Below are 13,447 nucleotides of genomic sequence, written 5' to 3'. Positions count from 1 at the left end.
CATGTCGTCGGTGGTGCTCACGTCCGGGCTGAGGCGATCAGCGCAGGCGACGGGCGGGCTGGGGAATGGTGCGGCTGCGGCCGCGGAACTCGGCGATCAGCTGGTCCTCGCCGTCGGTGTTTCCTTCACCGGCTCCGCCGGCGGCGGTGATCGTCACGTCGTACAGTCCGCTTCGGCCGGCGGTCGCCCGACGGACGGCGGTGGCCGTCAGGGTCTGCCCCTGCCGCGCGGAGCGGATGAAGGTGACGTCAGCGCCGGAGGCGACGGTGATCGTCTTCTCGCTGCCGGCGACGTCGTTGCAGGCGAGCGCGAACGCGGTGTCGGCGAAGGCGAAGATCATGCCCCCGTGGGCGATGCCGAAGCCGTTGAGCATCTCGCGGCGCAGGTCCATGGTGATGACGGCGCGGCCGTCGCCGACCTCGACGACCCGGATGCCCATCCATTCGGAGGCGAAGTCGTCGCGCAGGATCTCGTGGTGCTCGGCGAGTTGCTCGAGCGTGGGCGTGCTCTCGGCCATGTGATCCCTCTCACCATTAATTACCGAATGTTCATTAGGTAATCCGATTCGGTGGTCGATGTCAACCGTGTGACGGGGCGTCGGGACAGGCGAGAACGAGCGCGCATGTGAGGCGTGCCATATAGCGTCGCTACAGGTGTTACTGTATCGCCGTGAGCAGCGTCGACCACAGCCTCCCCGCGCGTGAGCGCCTGATCCAGGCTGCGACGATCCTGCTGACGCAGGCACAGGGTGGGGCCGTCTCCACGCGTCAGATCACCGATCTGGCGGGGGTGAAGGCGCCGACGCTGTACCACCACTTCGGTGACAAGGAAGGCCTGCTGGACGCCGTCGTCGCCCGGGGCTTCGAGCAGTACCTGGCTCGGGAACGCGGGCTGGGCGTCTCGGAGGATCCGGTGGAGGACGTGCGCCGGTTCTGGGATGCCCACGTGCAGTTCGGCCTGGAGCAGCCCGACGTCTACTCGGTGATGTTCGGCAACGTCCGTCCCGAGCAGCGGCCCGCCATCGTCATCGAGACCGAGGCGGTCCTGGAGGGCATCCTGCAGAACGCCGCCCGGCAGGGGCTGCTGGTGGTGCCTCCCCGACAGGCGGCGCGGAGCATCCTCGCCGCCAACGTGGGGGTCACGCTGATGCTCATCGCCGAACCGGCTCAACGACGCTCCATGGGGCTGAGCGAGCTGAGTCGGGATGGTGCCATCTCCGCCGTCCTCGCGGACGGCGCGGCAGCCCGATCCAACCCTGACGACCCCGAGCAGCCGTCCTACGTGGTGGCGGCCATCGCTCTGAACGCGACGCTGCAGGCGTCGCATCCGGAGCAGCTCTCGAGCAGCGAGATGCGACTGTTCCTCGAATGGTTGCAGCGTATGACGCACCACCCCACCACGACCTGAGCATCACCCGCATCGACCACCGATCTCGACGATCCAGCAGAACTGCGACCCGTCACCCCGCAACGTAGCGGGCCAACCCTTGAGAGGGAACCATGGCAACGACAGTGGAGAGGTCGCGCGGCTCGAACGCCCGCGCGCACGTCCAGCGATTCGGCACGTTCCTCTCGGGCATGATCATGCCGAACATCGGCGCCTTCATCGCCTGGGGCCTCATCACCGCCCTGTTCATCAAGGCCGGACCCTTCCCGGTACCCGCCATCGGCGGCTTCGGCACGCACACGGTCGCCGGCGCCGAGGTGCCGTGGACCGGCCTCGTCGGCCCGATGATCACCTACCTGCTGCCCCTGCTGATTGCCTATACCGGTGGCCGCATGATCTACGACGTCCGCGGCGGCGTCGTCGGTGCGATCGCCACCATGGGCGTCATCGTCGGCACCGACATCCCCATGTTCATCGGCGCCATGCTGATGGGCCCGCTCACGGCGTGGCTGATGAAGCATGTGGATGCTATCTGGGACGGCAAGATCAAGCCCGGCTTCGAGATGCTGGTGAACAACTTCTCGGCCGGCATCCTCGGCGCCATCATGGCGCTCATCGCCTTCTGGGTCATCGGCCCCGTCGTCGAGTTCCTGAGCAGCATCGCCGGGAACGTCGTCCAGTTCCTCGTCGGAGCCCACATCCTGCCGCTGACCTCGATCCTGATCGAGCCGGCCAAGGTGCTGTTCCTGAACAACGCCGTCAACCACGGCATCCTGACCCCGCTGGGCACCGAGCAGTCCGTGCAGACCGGTAAGTCGATCCTGTTCCTGCTCGAGGCCAACCCCGGCCCGGGCCTCGGTCTGCTGCTGGCCTACGTGTTCTTCGGCCGTGGTGCGGCTCGCGCGTCCGCCGGTGGTGCCGCGCTGATCCAGTTCGTCGGCGGTATCCACGAGATCTACTTCCCGTACGTGCTGATGAAGCCGGTCCTGATCATCGCCACCATCTGCGGTGGCGCCACGGGCATCCTCACCAACGTCATCTTCAACTCGGGTCTGCGGGCCCCGGCCGCGCCGGGATCGATCATCGCCGTCTGGCTGCAGTGCCCGCCGGACAGCTTCATCGGTGTCACGCTGTCGGTCATCCTCGCCGCCGCCGTCTCCTTCCTCATCGCGTCGGTCATCCTTCGCACCAGCAAGGACAAGGGTGAGGGCGACCTCGGCGACGCGACGGCCCGCATGGAGGCCATGAAGGGCAAGAAGAGCTCCGTCGCCTCCACGCTGACCGGCGGCGGTGTCGCCACCGCCCAGGGCACGATCAACAACATCGTGTTCGCCTGCGACGCCGGCATGGGGTCGTCCGCGATGGGCGCCTCGGTGCTGCGGAACAAGATCAAGGCGGCGGGCTTCAACGACGTCAAGGTCACCAACGCCTCGATCGCCAACCTGACCGATACCTACGACATGGTCGTCGTCCACCAGGACCTGGCCGCCCGGGCTGAGCCCAAGGCGCCGTCGGCACAGCTCGTGACCGTGGACAACTTCATGGGCAGCCCCCGCTACGACGAGATCGTCGAACTGCTGGAGCAGACCAACCGCGGTGACGGTGCGGGTACCGCCACCGGCACCGCGCAGCCCGACGGCCGGACCGCCGAGCAGGCCGGCCTGGCGCCGACCGCCGGGGCCGGCACGACCGGCGCCGGGTCGAACGTCACGGGTGCCGCCGCCGGTGGCGCTGCCGGTGCCGCGGCGGGCACGTGGGTCGCTCCGGACGACGCGCGGCGCACCGCGGTCGACAACCGGGACGGCATCCTCGCCGAGCGCAGCATCGTGCTCGACGGCTCCGCGGCCAGCCAGGCCGCGGCCATCGAGGAGTCGGGCAAGCTGCTCGTCGACTCGGGCGCCGTGACCGGTGACTACGTCGCGGCGATGCACGACCGGGAGCGGTCCGTGCCCACCTACATGGGCAACTTCCTGGCCATCCCGCACGGCACCAACGAGGCCAAGGGGTTCATCCAGCGGTCGGCGATCTCCTTCGTCCGCTACCCCGAGGGCATCGACTGGAACGGCAAGCCCGTCAAGTTCGTCGTCGGCATCGCCGGGCGGAACAACGAGCACCTGAACATCCTGTCCTCGATCGCCAAGGTGTTCTCGGACAAGGACCAGGTGGCGCGGCTGGAGCAGGCGCAGTCCGCTCGTGAGGTGCTCGACATCTTCGACACGGTGAACAACGCATGAGGGCTGTCCATTTCGGGGCGGGCAACATCGGCCGCGGATTCGTCGGGCTGCTGCTGCACAACGCGGGGTACGACCTGGTGTTCGCCGACGTCGCCGCGCCGCTGATCGACGCGCTCGACGCGACGCCGAGCTACCAGGTGCACGAGGTGGGGGAGGAGTCGGCGACCCACACGGTCGACGGCTACTCCGCCCTCAACTCGGGCACCAACGAGGCGGGCGTGGTCGAGGCGATCGCGGGCGCCGACGTCGTCACCACGGCGGTGGGCCCCAACATCCTCAAGTTCGTGGCCCCGGTGATCGCGGCCGGCATCGCCGCCCGCAGCGCGGACGCGCCGCGGGTGGCGGTGATGGCGTGCGAGAACGCGATCAACGCGACCGACATCCTGGCCGGTCAGATCCGGGAGAACTACACCGGGGACGACCTGGACGCCCGCGCGATCTTCGCGAACACCGCGGTGGACCGGATCGTGCCCGCCCAGGACCCCGACGCGGGGCTGGACGTGACGGTGGAGACCTTCTACGAGTGGGCCATCGACCGCACGCCGTTCGGCGGCGAGGAGCCGGAGATCCCGGGCGTGACCTGGGTCGACGACCTCGCCCCGTACATCGAGCGGAAGCTGTTCACGGTCAACACCGGGCACGCCACGAGTGCCTACTTCGGCTATGCGGCGGGGGTCCACAAGATCTCCGACGCGCTGGCGGATCCGGCGATCCGGGACTCGGTCAACGCGGTGCTGCAGGAGACCAAGGCACTGCTCGTGGCCAAGCATGGCTTCAGCGAGGAGCAGCAGCAGGCGTACGTCGAGAAGATCCTCGGCCGGTTCGCCAACCCGCACCTGCCGGACACGGTGGAGCGGGTCGGCCGGGCGCCGATGCGCAAGCTGAGCCGGCACGAGCGGTTCGTGGGCCCGGCGGCGGAGGCGGCCGAGCGTGGCCTCTCGACGGCGGCCCTGGAGGCGGCGATGGCCGCGGCCCTGCGTTTCGACGTTCCCGAGGACGCCGAGGCCGCTCAGCTGCAGCAGCTGCTGTCCTCCGCGACCACGGAGGACGTCGTCGCGCAGGTCACCGGGCTCACGCCCGAGGACGTCCTGTACGAGCGGGTCGCCTCGCTTGTCCGGGATCGCCAGGCCCGATAGTTTCGTCACCAGATTTCCCCAGTAATCCCGACCACGGAGGTAGACCCATGCCCGAGCGTTCCGTCAAGATCGCCAGCTCGTCCGGACTGCACGCCCGCCCCGCGGCGATCTTCGCCCAGGCCGCCGGTGAGCAGCCGGCGGAAGTGACCATCGAGAAGCCCGGCGTCGAAGCGGTGCCCGCGGCCAGCATCCTCTCGCTCATGACCCTCGGCGCCGAGCACGGCGAAGAGGTCACGCTGCGGGCCGAGGGCGACGGGGCCGACGAGTCCCTCGACGCCTTGGTCGCCGTGCTGAGCCGGGACCTCGACGCGGAGTAATCTCCGTCCCGAACACGTATGGCCGGTACCCCTCGGGGTGCCGGCCATACGGCGTCTGTGGGGGTCTCGTTCGCGCTCTCGCCGCACCCGGTCCCGGGACACGCCGGGTTCAATTGGGATATGGCGCCATGTCCTGAACCCGTACGGCGTGTCGCGGGATGGGGTCGAGCGCCGTCAACTGGGTCCATTCCGCGCCCGGCAGGGTCCGGGACCGGCTCCGACGCGGGGCGTCCTTCTCCCTCCCCAGCTCGGCTGGACCGTCGAGTCGTCCACACGCGATGCCAGATGCCCGGCCGGGCCCGCAACGACGGCGCACGCTGGCGGTCATGGACGTAAGGGAACTGGGGCGCCGGCACGGCGGTGTCGTCCGGTGGCGTGAACTACGGGAGATCGGCCTCTCAGCAGCGGGGATCGCCCTCCTGGTGAAGGACGGGGCCCTGGCGTCGGCCGGCCATGGTGTCTATGCCCTGCCCGGAGCTGATCCCGCCGTCGTCGCCCTTCGCCTTGCGGGCGGTCGCCTCACCTGCGTGAGCCGGGCTCGCGCCCTCGGCCTGTGGGTGCTCGCCGAGCCGGAGCGTCCGCACGTCGGCGTCCTCCGGACGACGGCCATGCCCGGGTGCGTCGTCCATCGCGTCACCCGCGATCAGTCGCTGGTCGACCTGCTTCGGCAGTGCTGCCGCTGCCTCCCGGAGCTGGAGGCCCTCGCCATCGTCGAGTCGGCCGTCGTGCAACGGCGCGTGAGTTGGGACCATCTGCGCCTGTTGGTCGGCGATGCCCGCAGTTCTCGCGAACGGCAGGTGGTCGATCAGGTGAATCCCGCCAGCGCGTCCATTCTCGAGACCGTCGGCCGGTACCGGCTGACGAAAGCGGGCTTCCATGTGCACTGCCAGGTCGTGGTGCCCGGTGGCGGTCGTTACGACTTCCTCGTCAACGGCGTCCTCTACGTCGAAGTGGACGGCGCCGGGTTCCACAGCGATCGGCAGTCCTACCGCAACGACCGGCGTCGATGGAACCTGCTGACCGTCCGGGGACTGCCGTTGCTGAGCGTGCCGTTCGAGATGGTGATGTACGAGCCCGAGGTCTTCGTGCGGCTGGTGGGCGACGCCGTCCGCCGCCACCGGGTCTCCTGAGCGCACCGTCCCTCGGGCCGTGTCCTGGTCCATCCCGGTTGGGCGCGGTGTGCCGCGGGACCTCGAGCCGACGGCGAGACCGTGACACCACCCGATCCCGTGACTCGCCGACGTCGACCGGGATATGGCGCCATATCCCGAACGGGTGCCGCATGTCGTGGGACGGGGTAATGGCTGTGTCCGTTCCCGCGTCCGTTCCCGCGGACGGTGCCCGCAGTGTCATCCGTGGCGGCCGCCCGGCCTTTCGGCCTTCCGGAGCGAGACCTGCCGAACCGAGTGCTCTTCTGCTCCACGTCGAGCCCATCCCGGGACACACCAACGTCGCCGGGGATATGGCGTCATTTCCCGAACGGGTGCCGGCGAGTCGCGGGACGGGGTGCCGGGCCGGCCCAGAGACGCGCGTGGCCGGTACCCCACGGGTACCGGCCACGCGGCGTTCTGGCTGCCCGGCTTCTACAGGCCCAGTTCCTCCAGCAGGGGGATCTGCTCCCGGACGCGGGCCTTCGCCTCGGCCGCCGACGGAGCCGAGAGGGCGAGCTCGGCGATGCGCGTCGTGTCCGCCTTCGACACCGACGCGAGGATCTCCGCGACGTTCGCCAGGCTGCGCGGCGTCATGGACAGGGTGCTCACGCCGAGCCCGACGAGGACGACGGCGAGGGCCGGGTCGCCCGCGGCCTCCCCGCACACGCCGACCGGGCGGGCCGGGTCGCCGTGGTGGTGCTCGTCCGGCGCCGTGGCGTCGCCGGAGACCTGCTGTCCCGCCCGCGTCGCGCCGTCGACCGACGCCTTGACCAGGGCGAGCAGGCCCGGCTGCCACGGGTCGTTCAGCTCGGCCAGGGAACCGAGCTGCCGGTCGGCCGCCATCGTGTACTGCGTCAGGTCGTTCGTGCCGATGCTGGCAAACGTCGCGTCCGTGAGCAGCCGGTCCGACGTCAGCGCCGCGGCCGGGATCTCGATCATGATGCCGGGACGCTTGATGCCGGCCGCCATGCACTGCTGCGCGAAGTCGGAGGACTCGGCCGCGGTGGCGATCATCGGCGCCATGACCCACACGTCCGCCTCGCTGGCGTCCGCCGCCTGCGCGATCGCCCTCAGCTGGTTGGTCAGCACGTCGGGGTAGTGCCAGGAGGTGCGGTAGCCGCGCACACCCAGAGCCGGGTTGGGCTCGGTGTCGTCGGTGACGAACGGCAGCGGCTTGTCCGCGCCGGCGTCGAGCGTGCGGATGACCACCTTCTTGCCCGGGAACTCCGCGAAGACGTCGGTGTACTGCTTGACCTGCACGTCCACGGGCGGTTCGTCCGCCTGATCGAGGAAGAGGAACTCGGTGCGGAACAGGCCGACGCCCTCGGCGTTGGCGGCCGCGGCCTTCTTCGCGTCCTTCGCGTTGCCGATGTTGGCCAGCAGCGGGACGGAGAAGCCGTCGGAGAGCTTGCCGACGCCGTTGAAGACGCTCGGGTTGGCGGCACGCTCGGCCCACGTGGCCGCATACTGCCGCTCGGTGTCGCCCACCTCGAGCGAGACGGTGCCGGCCGCGCCGTCGACGAACACCTCGGTGCCCTCGGCGATCGCATCCGCCCCGTGGGCGGCGACGATGGCGGGCAGGCCGAGCTGGCGGGCGAGGATCGCGGTGTGGGACTGGGGGCCGCCCTCGCTGGTCACCAGCGCCTGCACGAGGGCCGGGTCCAGGGTCGCGGTGTCCGCCGGCGCCAGGTCGACGGCGACGAGGACGAACGGGGTGCTCGATGTCGGCACTCCAGGGGGCTGCTCGCCGCGCAGTTCCGCGACGATCCGGCTGCGGACGTCGTAGATGTCGTTGGCGCGCTCGGCCATGTAGCCGCCGAGGCCCTTGAGCATGTCCGCGACCTTCTCGGCCGCGTCCCAGACGGCGCGGGGCGCACTGGATCCGCCGTCGGTGACGCGCTTCGCGGCGTCCTTCGTCAGCGCGGGGTCGGCCGCCATCATCGCGGTCGCCTCGAGCACCTTCTTCGAGTCCCCGGTCGCGGCGGCGGCGCGCTCCTGCAGCTTCGCCTTGACGACGCCGGCGGCGTCCTTGATGCGCGCGGCCTCGGCGGCGGCGTCCGTACCCGGGGCCAGGCGCTCACCCTCGGGCGGCGCGGCCACGGGCGGGGCCATCTTCAGCACGGTCCCGACCACTCGTCCGGCACTGACACCGACTCCGGACACCTGATTCATGAGAGTCCCTCCGCGCTGGCTGGCATGGTCCGTTCATCCTAGACGGGCGCCCCTGCTCGGGGCACGTCGGCCGGGAGGCGGCCCGGGGCCGTCCGGGGTCGTGCGCGGGGATCGGCGACCTTGACGGTCGCGCACGTCACGCATATTCTGAACGAACGGTCGGTAATTCGATTCGGCTCCACCGACCCGCTCCGACCGCCGACACTGCGACCACGAGGTGATGACCATGGCTGCCCCAGCAGATCAGACGCTGCGCGCCGTTCCCGACCACGCGACGGTCGACGTCGACGTCGAGGGCCAGGCGGCGTTCGACCGCATCATCGCGGCCGACTCGCGCGTCGAGCCGAGGGACTGGATGCCGGAGAAGTACCGGAAGAGCCTGACCCGGCAGATCTCCCAGCACGCCCACTCCGAGATCATCGGCATGCAGCCCGAAGGAAACTGGATCACCCGGGCTCCCTCGCTCAAGCGCAAGGCCATCCTCATGGCCAAGGTCCAGGACGAGGCCGGCCACGGGCTCTACCTCTACTCGGCCGCCGAGACGCTGGGCACCACCCGCGACGAGATGATGCAGCAGCTCATCGACGGCAAGGCGAAGTACTCGTCGATCTTCAACTACCCGGCCCGCACCTGGGCGGACATGGGCGCGATCGGCTGGCTCGTCGACGGCGCCGCGATCTGCAACCAGGTGCCCCTGTGCCGGGCCTCCTACGGCCCCTATGGCCGGGCCATGGTGCGCGTGTGCAAGGAGGAGTCCTTCCACCAGCGGCAGGGCTTCGAGATCCTGCTCGAGCTCTCGAACGGCACCCCGGCGCAGAAGCAGATGGCGCAGGACGCCGTCAACCGGACCTACGCGCCGGCCCTGATGATGTTCGGCCCGCCGGACGGCGACTCGCCGAACTCGGTGCAGTCCATGCAGTGGAACGTCAAGCGCTTCAGCAACGACGAGCTGCGGCAGCGCTTCGTCGACATGATCGTCCCGCAGGCCGAGGTGCTCGGCCTGACGCTGCCCGACCCGGACCTGAAGTGGAACGAGGAGCGCGGCCACTACGACTTCGGCGAGCTCGACTGGCACGAGTTCACCGAGGTGATCGCCGGGCGCGGGCCCTGCAACACCCAGCGGCTCGAGCGTCGTCGTGCCGCCCACGAGGACGGCGCCTGGGTCCGCGAGGCCGCGAAGGCCTACGCGGCCCGCACCGAGGGTCGCCAGTCGACCGAGCTGATCGGAGCCTGAGCATGTCGCAGCAGAACGACGCCGCTCAGGCGAACGGCGCCGAGCAGCAGGACACCCGGGAGTGGCCCCTCTGGGAGGTATTCGTCCGGCCGTCCCGCGGCCTGTCGCACGTCCACGCCGGCTCCCTGCACGCCCCGGACGCCACCATGGCGGTTCGCAACGGCCGGGACCTGTACACCCGCCGCAACGAGGGCACCTCCGTGTGGGTCGTGCCCGCCGACGCCATCACCGCCTCGGACCCGGACGCCAAGGGCGCCTTCTTCGAGTCCGCGGCCGGCAAGGCCTACCGGCACGCCACCTACTACACGCGCAGCGAGGGCGTGAAGCACCTCTGACCCGGGGTGCGCTCACCGAGTGCATCCACCGAGCTGCCTGCGCCACCGAGCTGCCTGCCCCACCGACACCGAGGAACCCGCATGTCCAACGACTCCGCCACCCGGATCTCCGTCGGCGACGCCCTCACCCCCGAGGACATCGCCGCCTCCGGTGCCACCGCCCCCGAGCTCGTCGCCCAGTACGCGCTGCGCCTGGGCGACGACGCCCTGATCCTCGCCCAGCGCCTGGGCTGGTGGATCTCCCGGGCGCCCGAGCTGGAGGAGGACATGGCCCTGGCCAACATCGCCCTCGACCAGATCGGGCACGCCCGCTCCTTCCTCACCTACGCCGGGAGCGCGTGGGGAAAGACCGAGGACGACCTGGCCTACTTCCGGGACGAGGAGGAGTTCCGCAACGCCTGGATCGTGGCGCTGGAGAACGGGGACTTCGGGCAGACCATCGCCCGGCAGCTCGTCATCGCCTGCTACCAGCACGGCCTCTACACGCGGCTCGCCGCCTCGACGGACACGACGCTCGCCGCGATCGCCGCCAAGGCGCTCAAGGAGGTCGACTACCACCGCGACCACGCCGCGCAGTGGGTGCTGCGCCTGGCGCTCGGCACCGACGAGTCCCGCCGTCGGCTCGAGCACGGCCTGACCGTCGTCTGGCCCTACGTCGACGAGCTGTTCGAGGACGACGCCCTGATCGAGAACAGCGAGCTCGACGGCGTCGCCGTCCGCCCGTCCGAGTTGCGCGCCGGCTTCGACGCCGACATCGCCGCCGTCTTCGCTCAAGCCGAGCTGACCGTGCCGGACGTGCAGCCCAGCAGCACCGGCGGCCGCCGCGGCGAGCCCCACGAGCAGCTCGGCTACATCCTGGCCGAGATGCAGTCGCTGGCCCGCAAGCACCCCGGAGCAACCTGGTGAGCGCCGCGACGATGGAGAACGACGCCATGACGACCGACGCCGACCGCCGCGTCTGGGACATCGCCGCCACCGTGTGCGACCCGGAGATCCCCGTGCTGACCATCGAGGACCTCGGCATCCTGCGCGACGCCGGATTCGACACGACGACCGGCGACGGGGGCACTGCCCGCGTCACCATCACCCCGACCTACTCCGGCTGCCCCGCGATGGACACCATCCGCGACGACGTCGTGACCGCGCTGACCGCGAACGGCTACCGGGACGTGCGCGTCGACTTCTCCCTCAGCCCCGCCTGGACCACCGACTGGATGAGCGAGGACGGCAAGGCCAAGCTCACCGAGTACGGCATCGCCCCGCCGTCGGGCCGCGCCGCCGCGTCCGGCCCCATCCGGCTCGCCCTCAGCGTCAAGTGCCCACGCTGCTCCTCCTTGCGGACCCGGGAGATCACCCGCTTCGGCTCCACGTCCTGCAAGGCCCTCTACGTCTGCAACGACTGCCAGGAACCCTTCGACTACTTCAAGGTGCTGTAGATGACGGCGACGACCGAGAATATCCCCGCCGAAGGTGGAAAGAACAGGAAGCGGGCGTCCTTCCACCCGCTCACCGTCAGCGAGGTGCGCCGGCTGACCGCCGACGCCGTCGAGGTGACCTTCGCGGTCCCGGCGGACCTGGCCGCGCAGTACGACTACGTGCCCGGCCAGTACGTGGCCCTGCGCGCCGACATCGACGGCCGCGAGGTGCGCCGCAGCTACTCGATATGCGCCGAGCCGGCCACGTTCGACGACGGCAGCTCCCGCATCAAGGTCGGCATCAAGCGCGACCTCGGTGGCGTGTTCTCCACCTGGGCCACGAGCGAGCTGACGGCCGGTGACACCCTGGAGGTGATGAGCCCGCAGGGCGCGTTCATCTCCCAGCACGCCCTGACCGGCCTGAACGACCCCGAGGCGATCGGCGCGGAGGTGGCCGACGCCGGCCGCGCCGCCTACGTCGGCATCGCCGCCGGTTCCGGCATCACCCCCGTCATCGCGATCGCCCGGGCCGTGCTCGCGGCCAACCCGCAGGCGAGCTTCGACCTGGTGTACGCGAACCGGGCCGCGCAGGACGTCATGTTCCTCGAGGAACTGGCCGACCTGAAGGACCGGTACCCGACCCGGCTCGCCCTGCACCACGTCCTCTCCCGCGAACAGCGCATCTCCCCGCTGCTGACCGGCCGCATCGACGCCGAGAAGCTGACCACCCTCGTCGACTCGGTGATCCGGACCCCCGTGGTGGACGAGTGGTTCCTGTGCGGGCCGTTCGAGCTCGTCCAGCTCGCCCGGGACACCCTCGCCGAGCGGGGCGTGGCCGCCGAGAAGGTCCGCTTCGAACTGTTCACCACCGGGCGGCCCGAGAGCGGACCCGACGCGAACGCGGGTCGGCCCGTGGTCGAGGACCCGACGGGTGAGAACTACGAGATCGAGTTCAACCTCGACGGCCTGCACGGCGCGGTCAAGAGCCCGCGCAGCGCGCGGGAGACCATCCTCAACGCCGCCCTGCGCGTGCGCGGCGACGTGCCGTTCGCCTGCGCGGGCGGGGTCTGCGGCACGTGCCGGGCCAAGGTCGTCTCCGGCACCGTCGACATGGACGAGAACTACGCCCTCGAGGCCGACGAGGTGGAGCGCGGCTACGTGCTCACCTGCCAGTCCCGGCCCACGTCGGACACGGTCACCGTCGACTACGACGCCTGACCACGCCCGGTGACCCGACCCCTTCGACCCGCAGGAGTGCGCCCGTGATCGAGCTGTCCATCGCCGACGACGTCGCCGAGGTGGTGCTGAACGCACCGCAGAAGATGAACGCCCTGGACGAGACGGCGCTGGGGGAGCTGCGGCAGGCCTACGCCGACGCGGCCGCCGCGAACGTGCGCGCCCTCCTGCTGCGCGGTGAGGGCCGCGGCTTCTGCGCCGGCAGGGACATCTCCGGCGTCCAGCCGGCCACCGACGACGCGCTGGGCTATCTCGCCGACGTCGTCACGCCCGTGCTGCGCGAGATGAGCGCCTTCCCGGCCCCCACCTTCGCCGCGGTGCAGGGCGCGGCGCTCGGCGTCGGCCTCGGGCTGCTCGTCGCGACCGACGTGGTCTACGTCGCGGATACCGCGAAGATCGGCTCGCCGTTCGCCAACCTCGGCGCAACCCTGGACTCGGGCGGGCACTGGCTGTTCACCGAGCGGCTGGGTGCCCACCGGACCCTGGATCTGATCTACACCGCCGAGCTGATGAGCGGCGCCGACGCCGTCGCCTCCGGACTGTTCAGCCGCGCGATGCCCGCGGACGAACTGCTCGAGACGACGCGCGTGACCGTCGCGAAGGTCGCCGCCGGGGCCACCGGCGCGTTCCGGGCGTCGAAGGCGCTGGTGGCGCAGATCCGTGACGAGCGGCTCGGCCTGTGGGACTCGATCACCGCCGAGAACACGGCCCAGGGCGACCTCTGCCGTACCGCCGACTACGCCGAGGGCTTCTCCGCCTTCCAGCAGAAGCGCACGCCCGTCTTTCACGGCTGAGCGGCGGTCCTCCGCCGGGGAGGGCCGACGAGACGGG

Annotated in this window: 13 protein-coding genes; 11 read left to right on the top strand and 2 right to left on the bottom strand. The window is 70.5% G+C overall.

Translation table 11 applies throughout. From position 1 onward, the window contains the following. Positions 1-37: 37 nt before the first annotated feature. Positions 38-517, bottom strand: coding sequence for a hotdog fold thioesterase (locus V6N00_RS01980; RefSeq protein WP_334230381.1), 480 nt, complete (start codon positions 515-517; stop codon positions 38-40). Between the two features lie 152 nt (positions 518-669). Here V6N00_RS01980 and V6N00_RS01975 point away from each other — a divergent pair, with 152 nt between their 5' ends. From V6N00_RS01975 to V6N00_RS01955, 5 genes are all read left to right on the top strand, one after another. Next, positions 670-1,407: a TetR/AcrR family transcriptional regulator gene (locus V6N00_RS01975; RefSeq protein WP_334230380.1), complete on the top strand. Its 738-nt coding sequence runs from the start codon at positions 670-672 to the stop codon at positions 1,405-1,407. 92 nt (positions 1,408-1,499) lie between these two features. Next, positions 1,500-3,620: a PTS mannitol transporter subunit IICBA gene (locus V6N00_RS01970; RefSeq protein ID WP_334230379.1), complete on the top strand. Its 2,121-nt coding sequence runs from the start codon at positions 1,500-1,502 to the stop codon at positions 3,618-3,620. Next, positions 3,617-4,756 (top strand): mannitol-1-phosphate 5-dehydrogenase, encoded by a 1,140-nt coding sequence (locus tag V6N00_RS01965; RefSeq protein ID WP_334230378.1) that lies wholly within the window; start codon positions 3,617-3,619, stop codon positions 4,754-4,756. Before V6N00_RS01970 ends, V6N00_RS01965 begins: the two co-directional genes overlap by 4 nt. Before the next feature lie 47 nt (positions 4,757-4,803). After that, positions 4,804-5,073, top strand: coding sequence for an HPr family phosphocarrier protein (locus V6N00_RS01960; RefSeq protein WP_076693404.1), 270 nt, complete (start codon positions 4,804-4,806; stop codon positions 5,071-5,073). Positions 5,074-5,399: 326 nt separating this feature from the next. Beyond that, positions 5,400-6,203, top strand: a complete 804-nt coding sequence (locus tag V6N00_RS01955; RefSeq protein WP_334230377.1) for a type IV toxin-antitoxin system AbiEi family antitoxin domain-containing protein — start codon at positions 5,400-5,402, stop codon at positions 6,201-6,203. Between the two features lie 453 nt (positions 6,204-6,656). On the opposite strand, the gene V6N00_RS01950 is transcribed toward V6N00_RS01955, so the two are convergent. After that, positions 6,657-8,396: a phosphoenolpyruvate--protein phosphotransferase gene (locus V6N00_RS01950; protein WP_334230376.1), complete on the bottom strand. Its 1,740-nt coding sequence runs from the start codon at positions 8,394-8,396 to the stop codon at positions 6,657-6,659. Between the two features lie 226 nt (positions 8,397-8,622). Between V6N00_RS01950 and paaA the strand changes: the two genes are divergently transcribed. The 6 genes from paaA (at position 8,623) to V6N00_RS01920 (ending at position 13,410) form a co-directional block, all read left to right on the top strand. Continuing rightward, positions 8,623-9,630, top strand: a complete 1,008-nt coding sequence (gene paaA / locus V6N00_RS01945) for a 1,2-phenylacetyl-CoA epoxidase subunit PaaA (protein WP_334230375.1) — start codon at positions 8,623-8,625, stop codon at positions 9,628-9,630. 2 nt (positions 9,631-9,632) lie between these two features. After that, entirely contained in the window at positions 9,633-9,965 is a 333-nt protein-coding gene (paaB, locus tag V6N00_RS01940) for a 1,2-phenylacetyl-CoA epoxidase subunit PaaB (protein ID WP_334230374.1), read from the top strand. Positions 9,966-10,046: 81 nt separating this feature from the next. Next, complete coding sequence (gene paaC, locus V6N00_RS01935) at positions 10,047-10,871, top strand: 1,2-phenylacetyl-CoA epoxidase subunit PaaC (protein ID WP_334230373.1); 825 nt, start codon at positions 10,047-10,049, stop codon at positions 10,869-10,871. A gap of 11 nt (positions 10,872-10,882) precedes the next feature. Next, the gene (paaD, locus tag V6N00_RS01930; RefSeq protein ID WP_334230739.1) at positions 10,883-11,401 is read left to right on the top strand and encodes a 1,2-phenylacetyl-CoA epoxidase subunit PaaD; all 519 of its coding nucleotides are present in this window, start codon (positions 10,883-10,885) and stop codon (positions 11,399-11,401) included. After that, a complete protein-coding gene (gene paaE, locus V6N00_RS01925; protein WP_334230372.1) occupies positions 11,402-12,598 on the top strand; it encodes a 1,2-phenylacetyl-CoA epoxidase subunit PaaE in 1,197 nt (398 codons plus the stop codon). A gap of 44 nt (positions 12,599-12,642) precedes the next feature. After that, the gene (locus V6N00_RS01920) at positions 12,643-13,410 is read left to right on the top strand and encodes an enoyl-CoA hydratase/isomerase family protein (protein ID WP_334230371.1); all 768 of its coding nucleotides are present in this window, start codon (positions 12,643-12,645) and stop codon (positions 13,408-13,410) included. The last annotated feature ends 37 nt before the right edge of the window (positions 13,411-13,447 follow it).

Source organism: Tersicoccus mangrovi, assembly GCF_036881825.1.
In the GTDB taxonomy this organism is placed as follows: Bacteria; Actinomycetota; Actinomycetes; order Actinomycetales; family Micrococcaceae; genus Tersicoccus; species Tersicoccus mangrovi.
Note: the sequence above shows the minus strand (reverse complement) of the source record. Positions and strands in the feature narration are given on the sequence as shown.

What these genes read in the sequence shown, in the direction of transcription:
- V6N00_RS01980 (WP_334230381.1), bottom strand. Translation starts at nt 517, where the DNA reads ATGGCCGAGAGCACGCCCACGCTCGAGCAACTCGCCGAGCACCACGAG.
- V6N00_RS01970 (WP_334230379.1), top strand. Translation starts at nt 1,500, where the DNA reads ATGGCAACGACAGTGGAGAGGTCGCGCGGCTCGAACGCCCGCGCGCAC.
- V6N00_RS01965 (WP_334230378.1), top strand. Translation starts at nt 3,617, where the DNA reads ATGAGGGCTGTCCATTTCGGGGCGGGCAACATCGGCCGCGGATTCGTC.
- V6N00_RS01960 (WP_076693404.1), top strand. Translation starts at nt 4,804, where the DNA reads ATGCCCGAGCGTTCCGTCAAGATCGCCAGCTCGTCCGGACTGCACGCC.
- V6N00_RS01955 (WP_334230377.1), top strand. Translation starts at nt 5,400, where the DNA reads ATGGACGTAAGGGAACTGGGGCGCCGGCACGGCGGTGTCGTCCGGTGG.
- V6N00_RS01950 (WP_334230376.1), bottom strand. Translation starts at nt 8,396, where the DNA reads ATGAATCAGGTGTCCGGAGTCGGTGTCAGTGCCGGACGAGTGGTCGGG.
- paaA (WP_334230375.1), top strand. Translation starts at nt 8,623, where the DNA reads ATGGCTGCCCCAGCAGATCAGACGCTGCGCGCCGTTCCCGACCACGCG.
- paaB (WP_334230374.1), top strand. Translation starts at nt 9,633, where the DNA reads ATGTCGCAGCAGAACGACGCCGCTCAGGCGAACGGCGCCGAGCAGCAG.
- paaC (WP_334230373.1), top strand. Translation starts at nt 10,047, where the DNA reads ATGTCCAACGACTCCGCCACCCGGATCTCCGTCGGCGACGCCCTCACC.
- paaD (WP_334230739.1), top strand. Translation starts at nt 10,883, where the DNA reads ATGGAGAACGACGCCATGACGACCGACGCCGACCGCCGCGTCTGGGAC.
- paaE (WP_334230372.1), top strand. Translation starts at nt 11,402, where the DNA reads ATGACGGCGACGACCGAGAATATCCCCGCCGAAGGTGGAAAGAACAGG.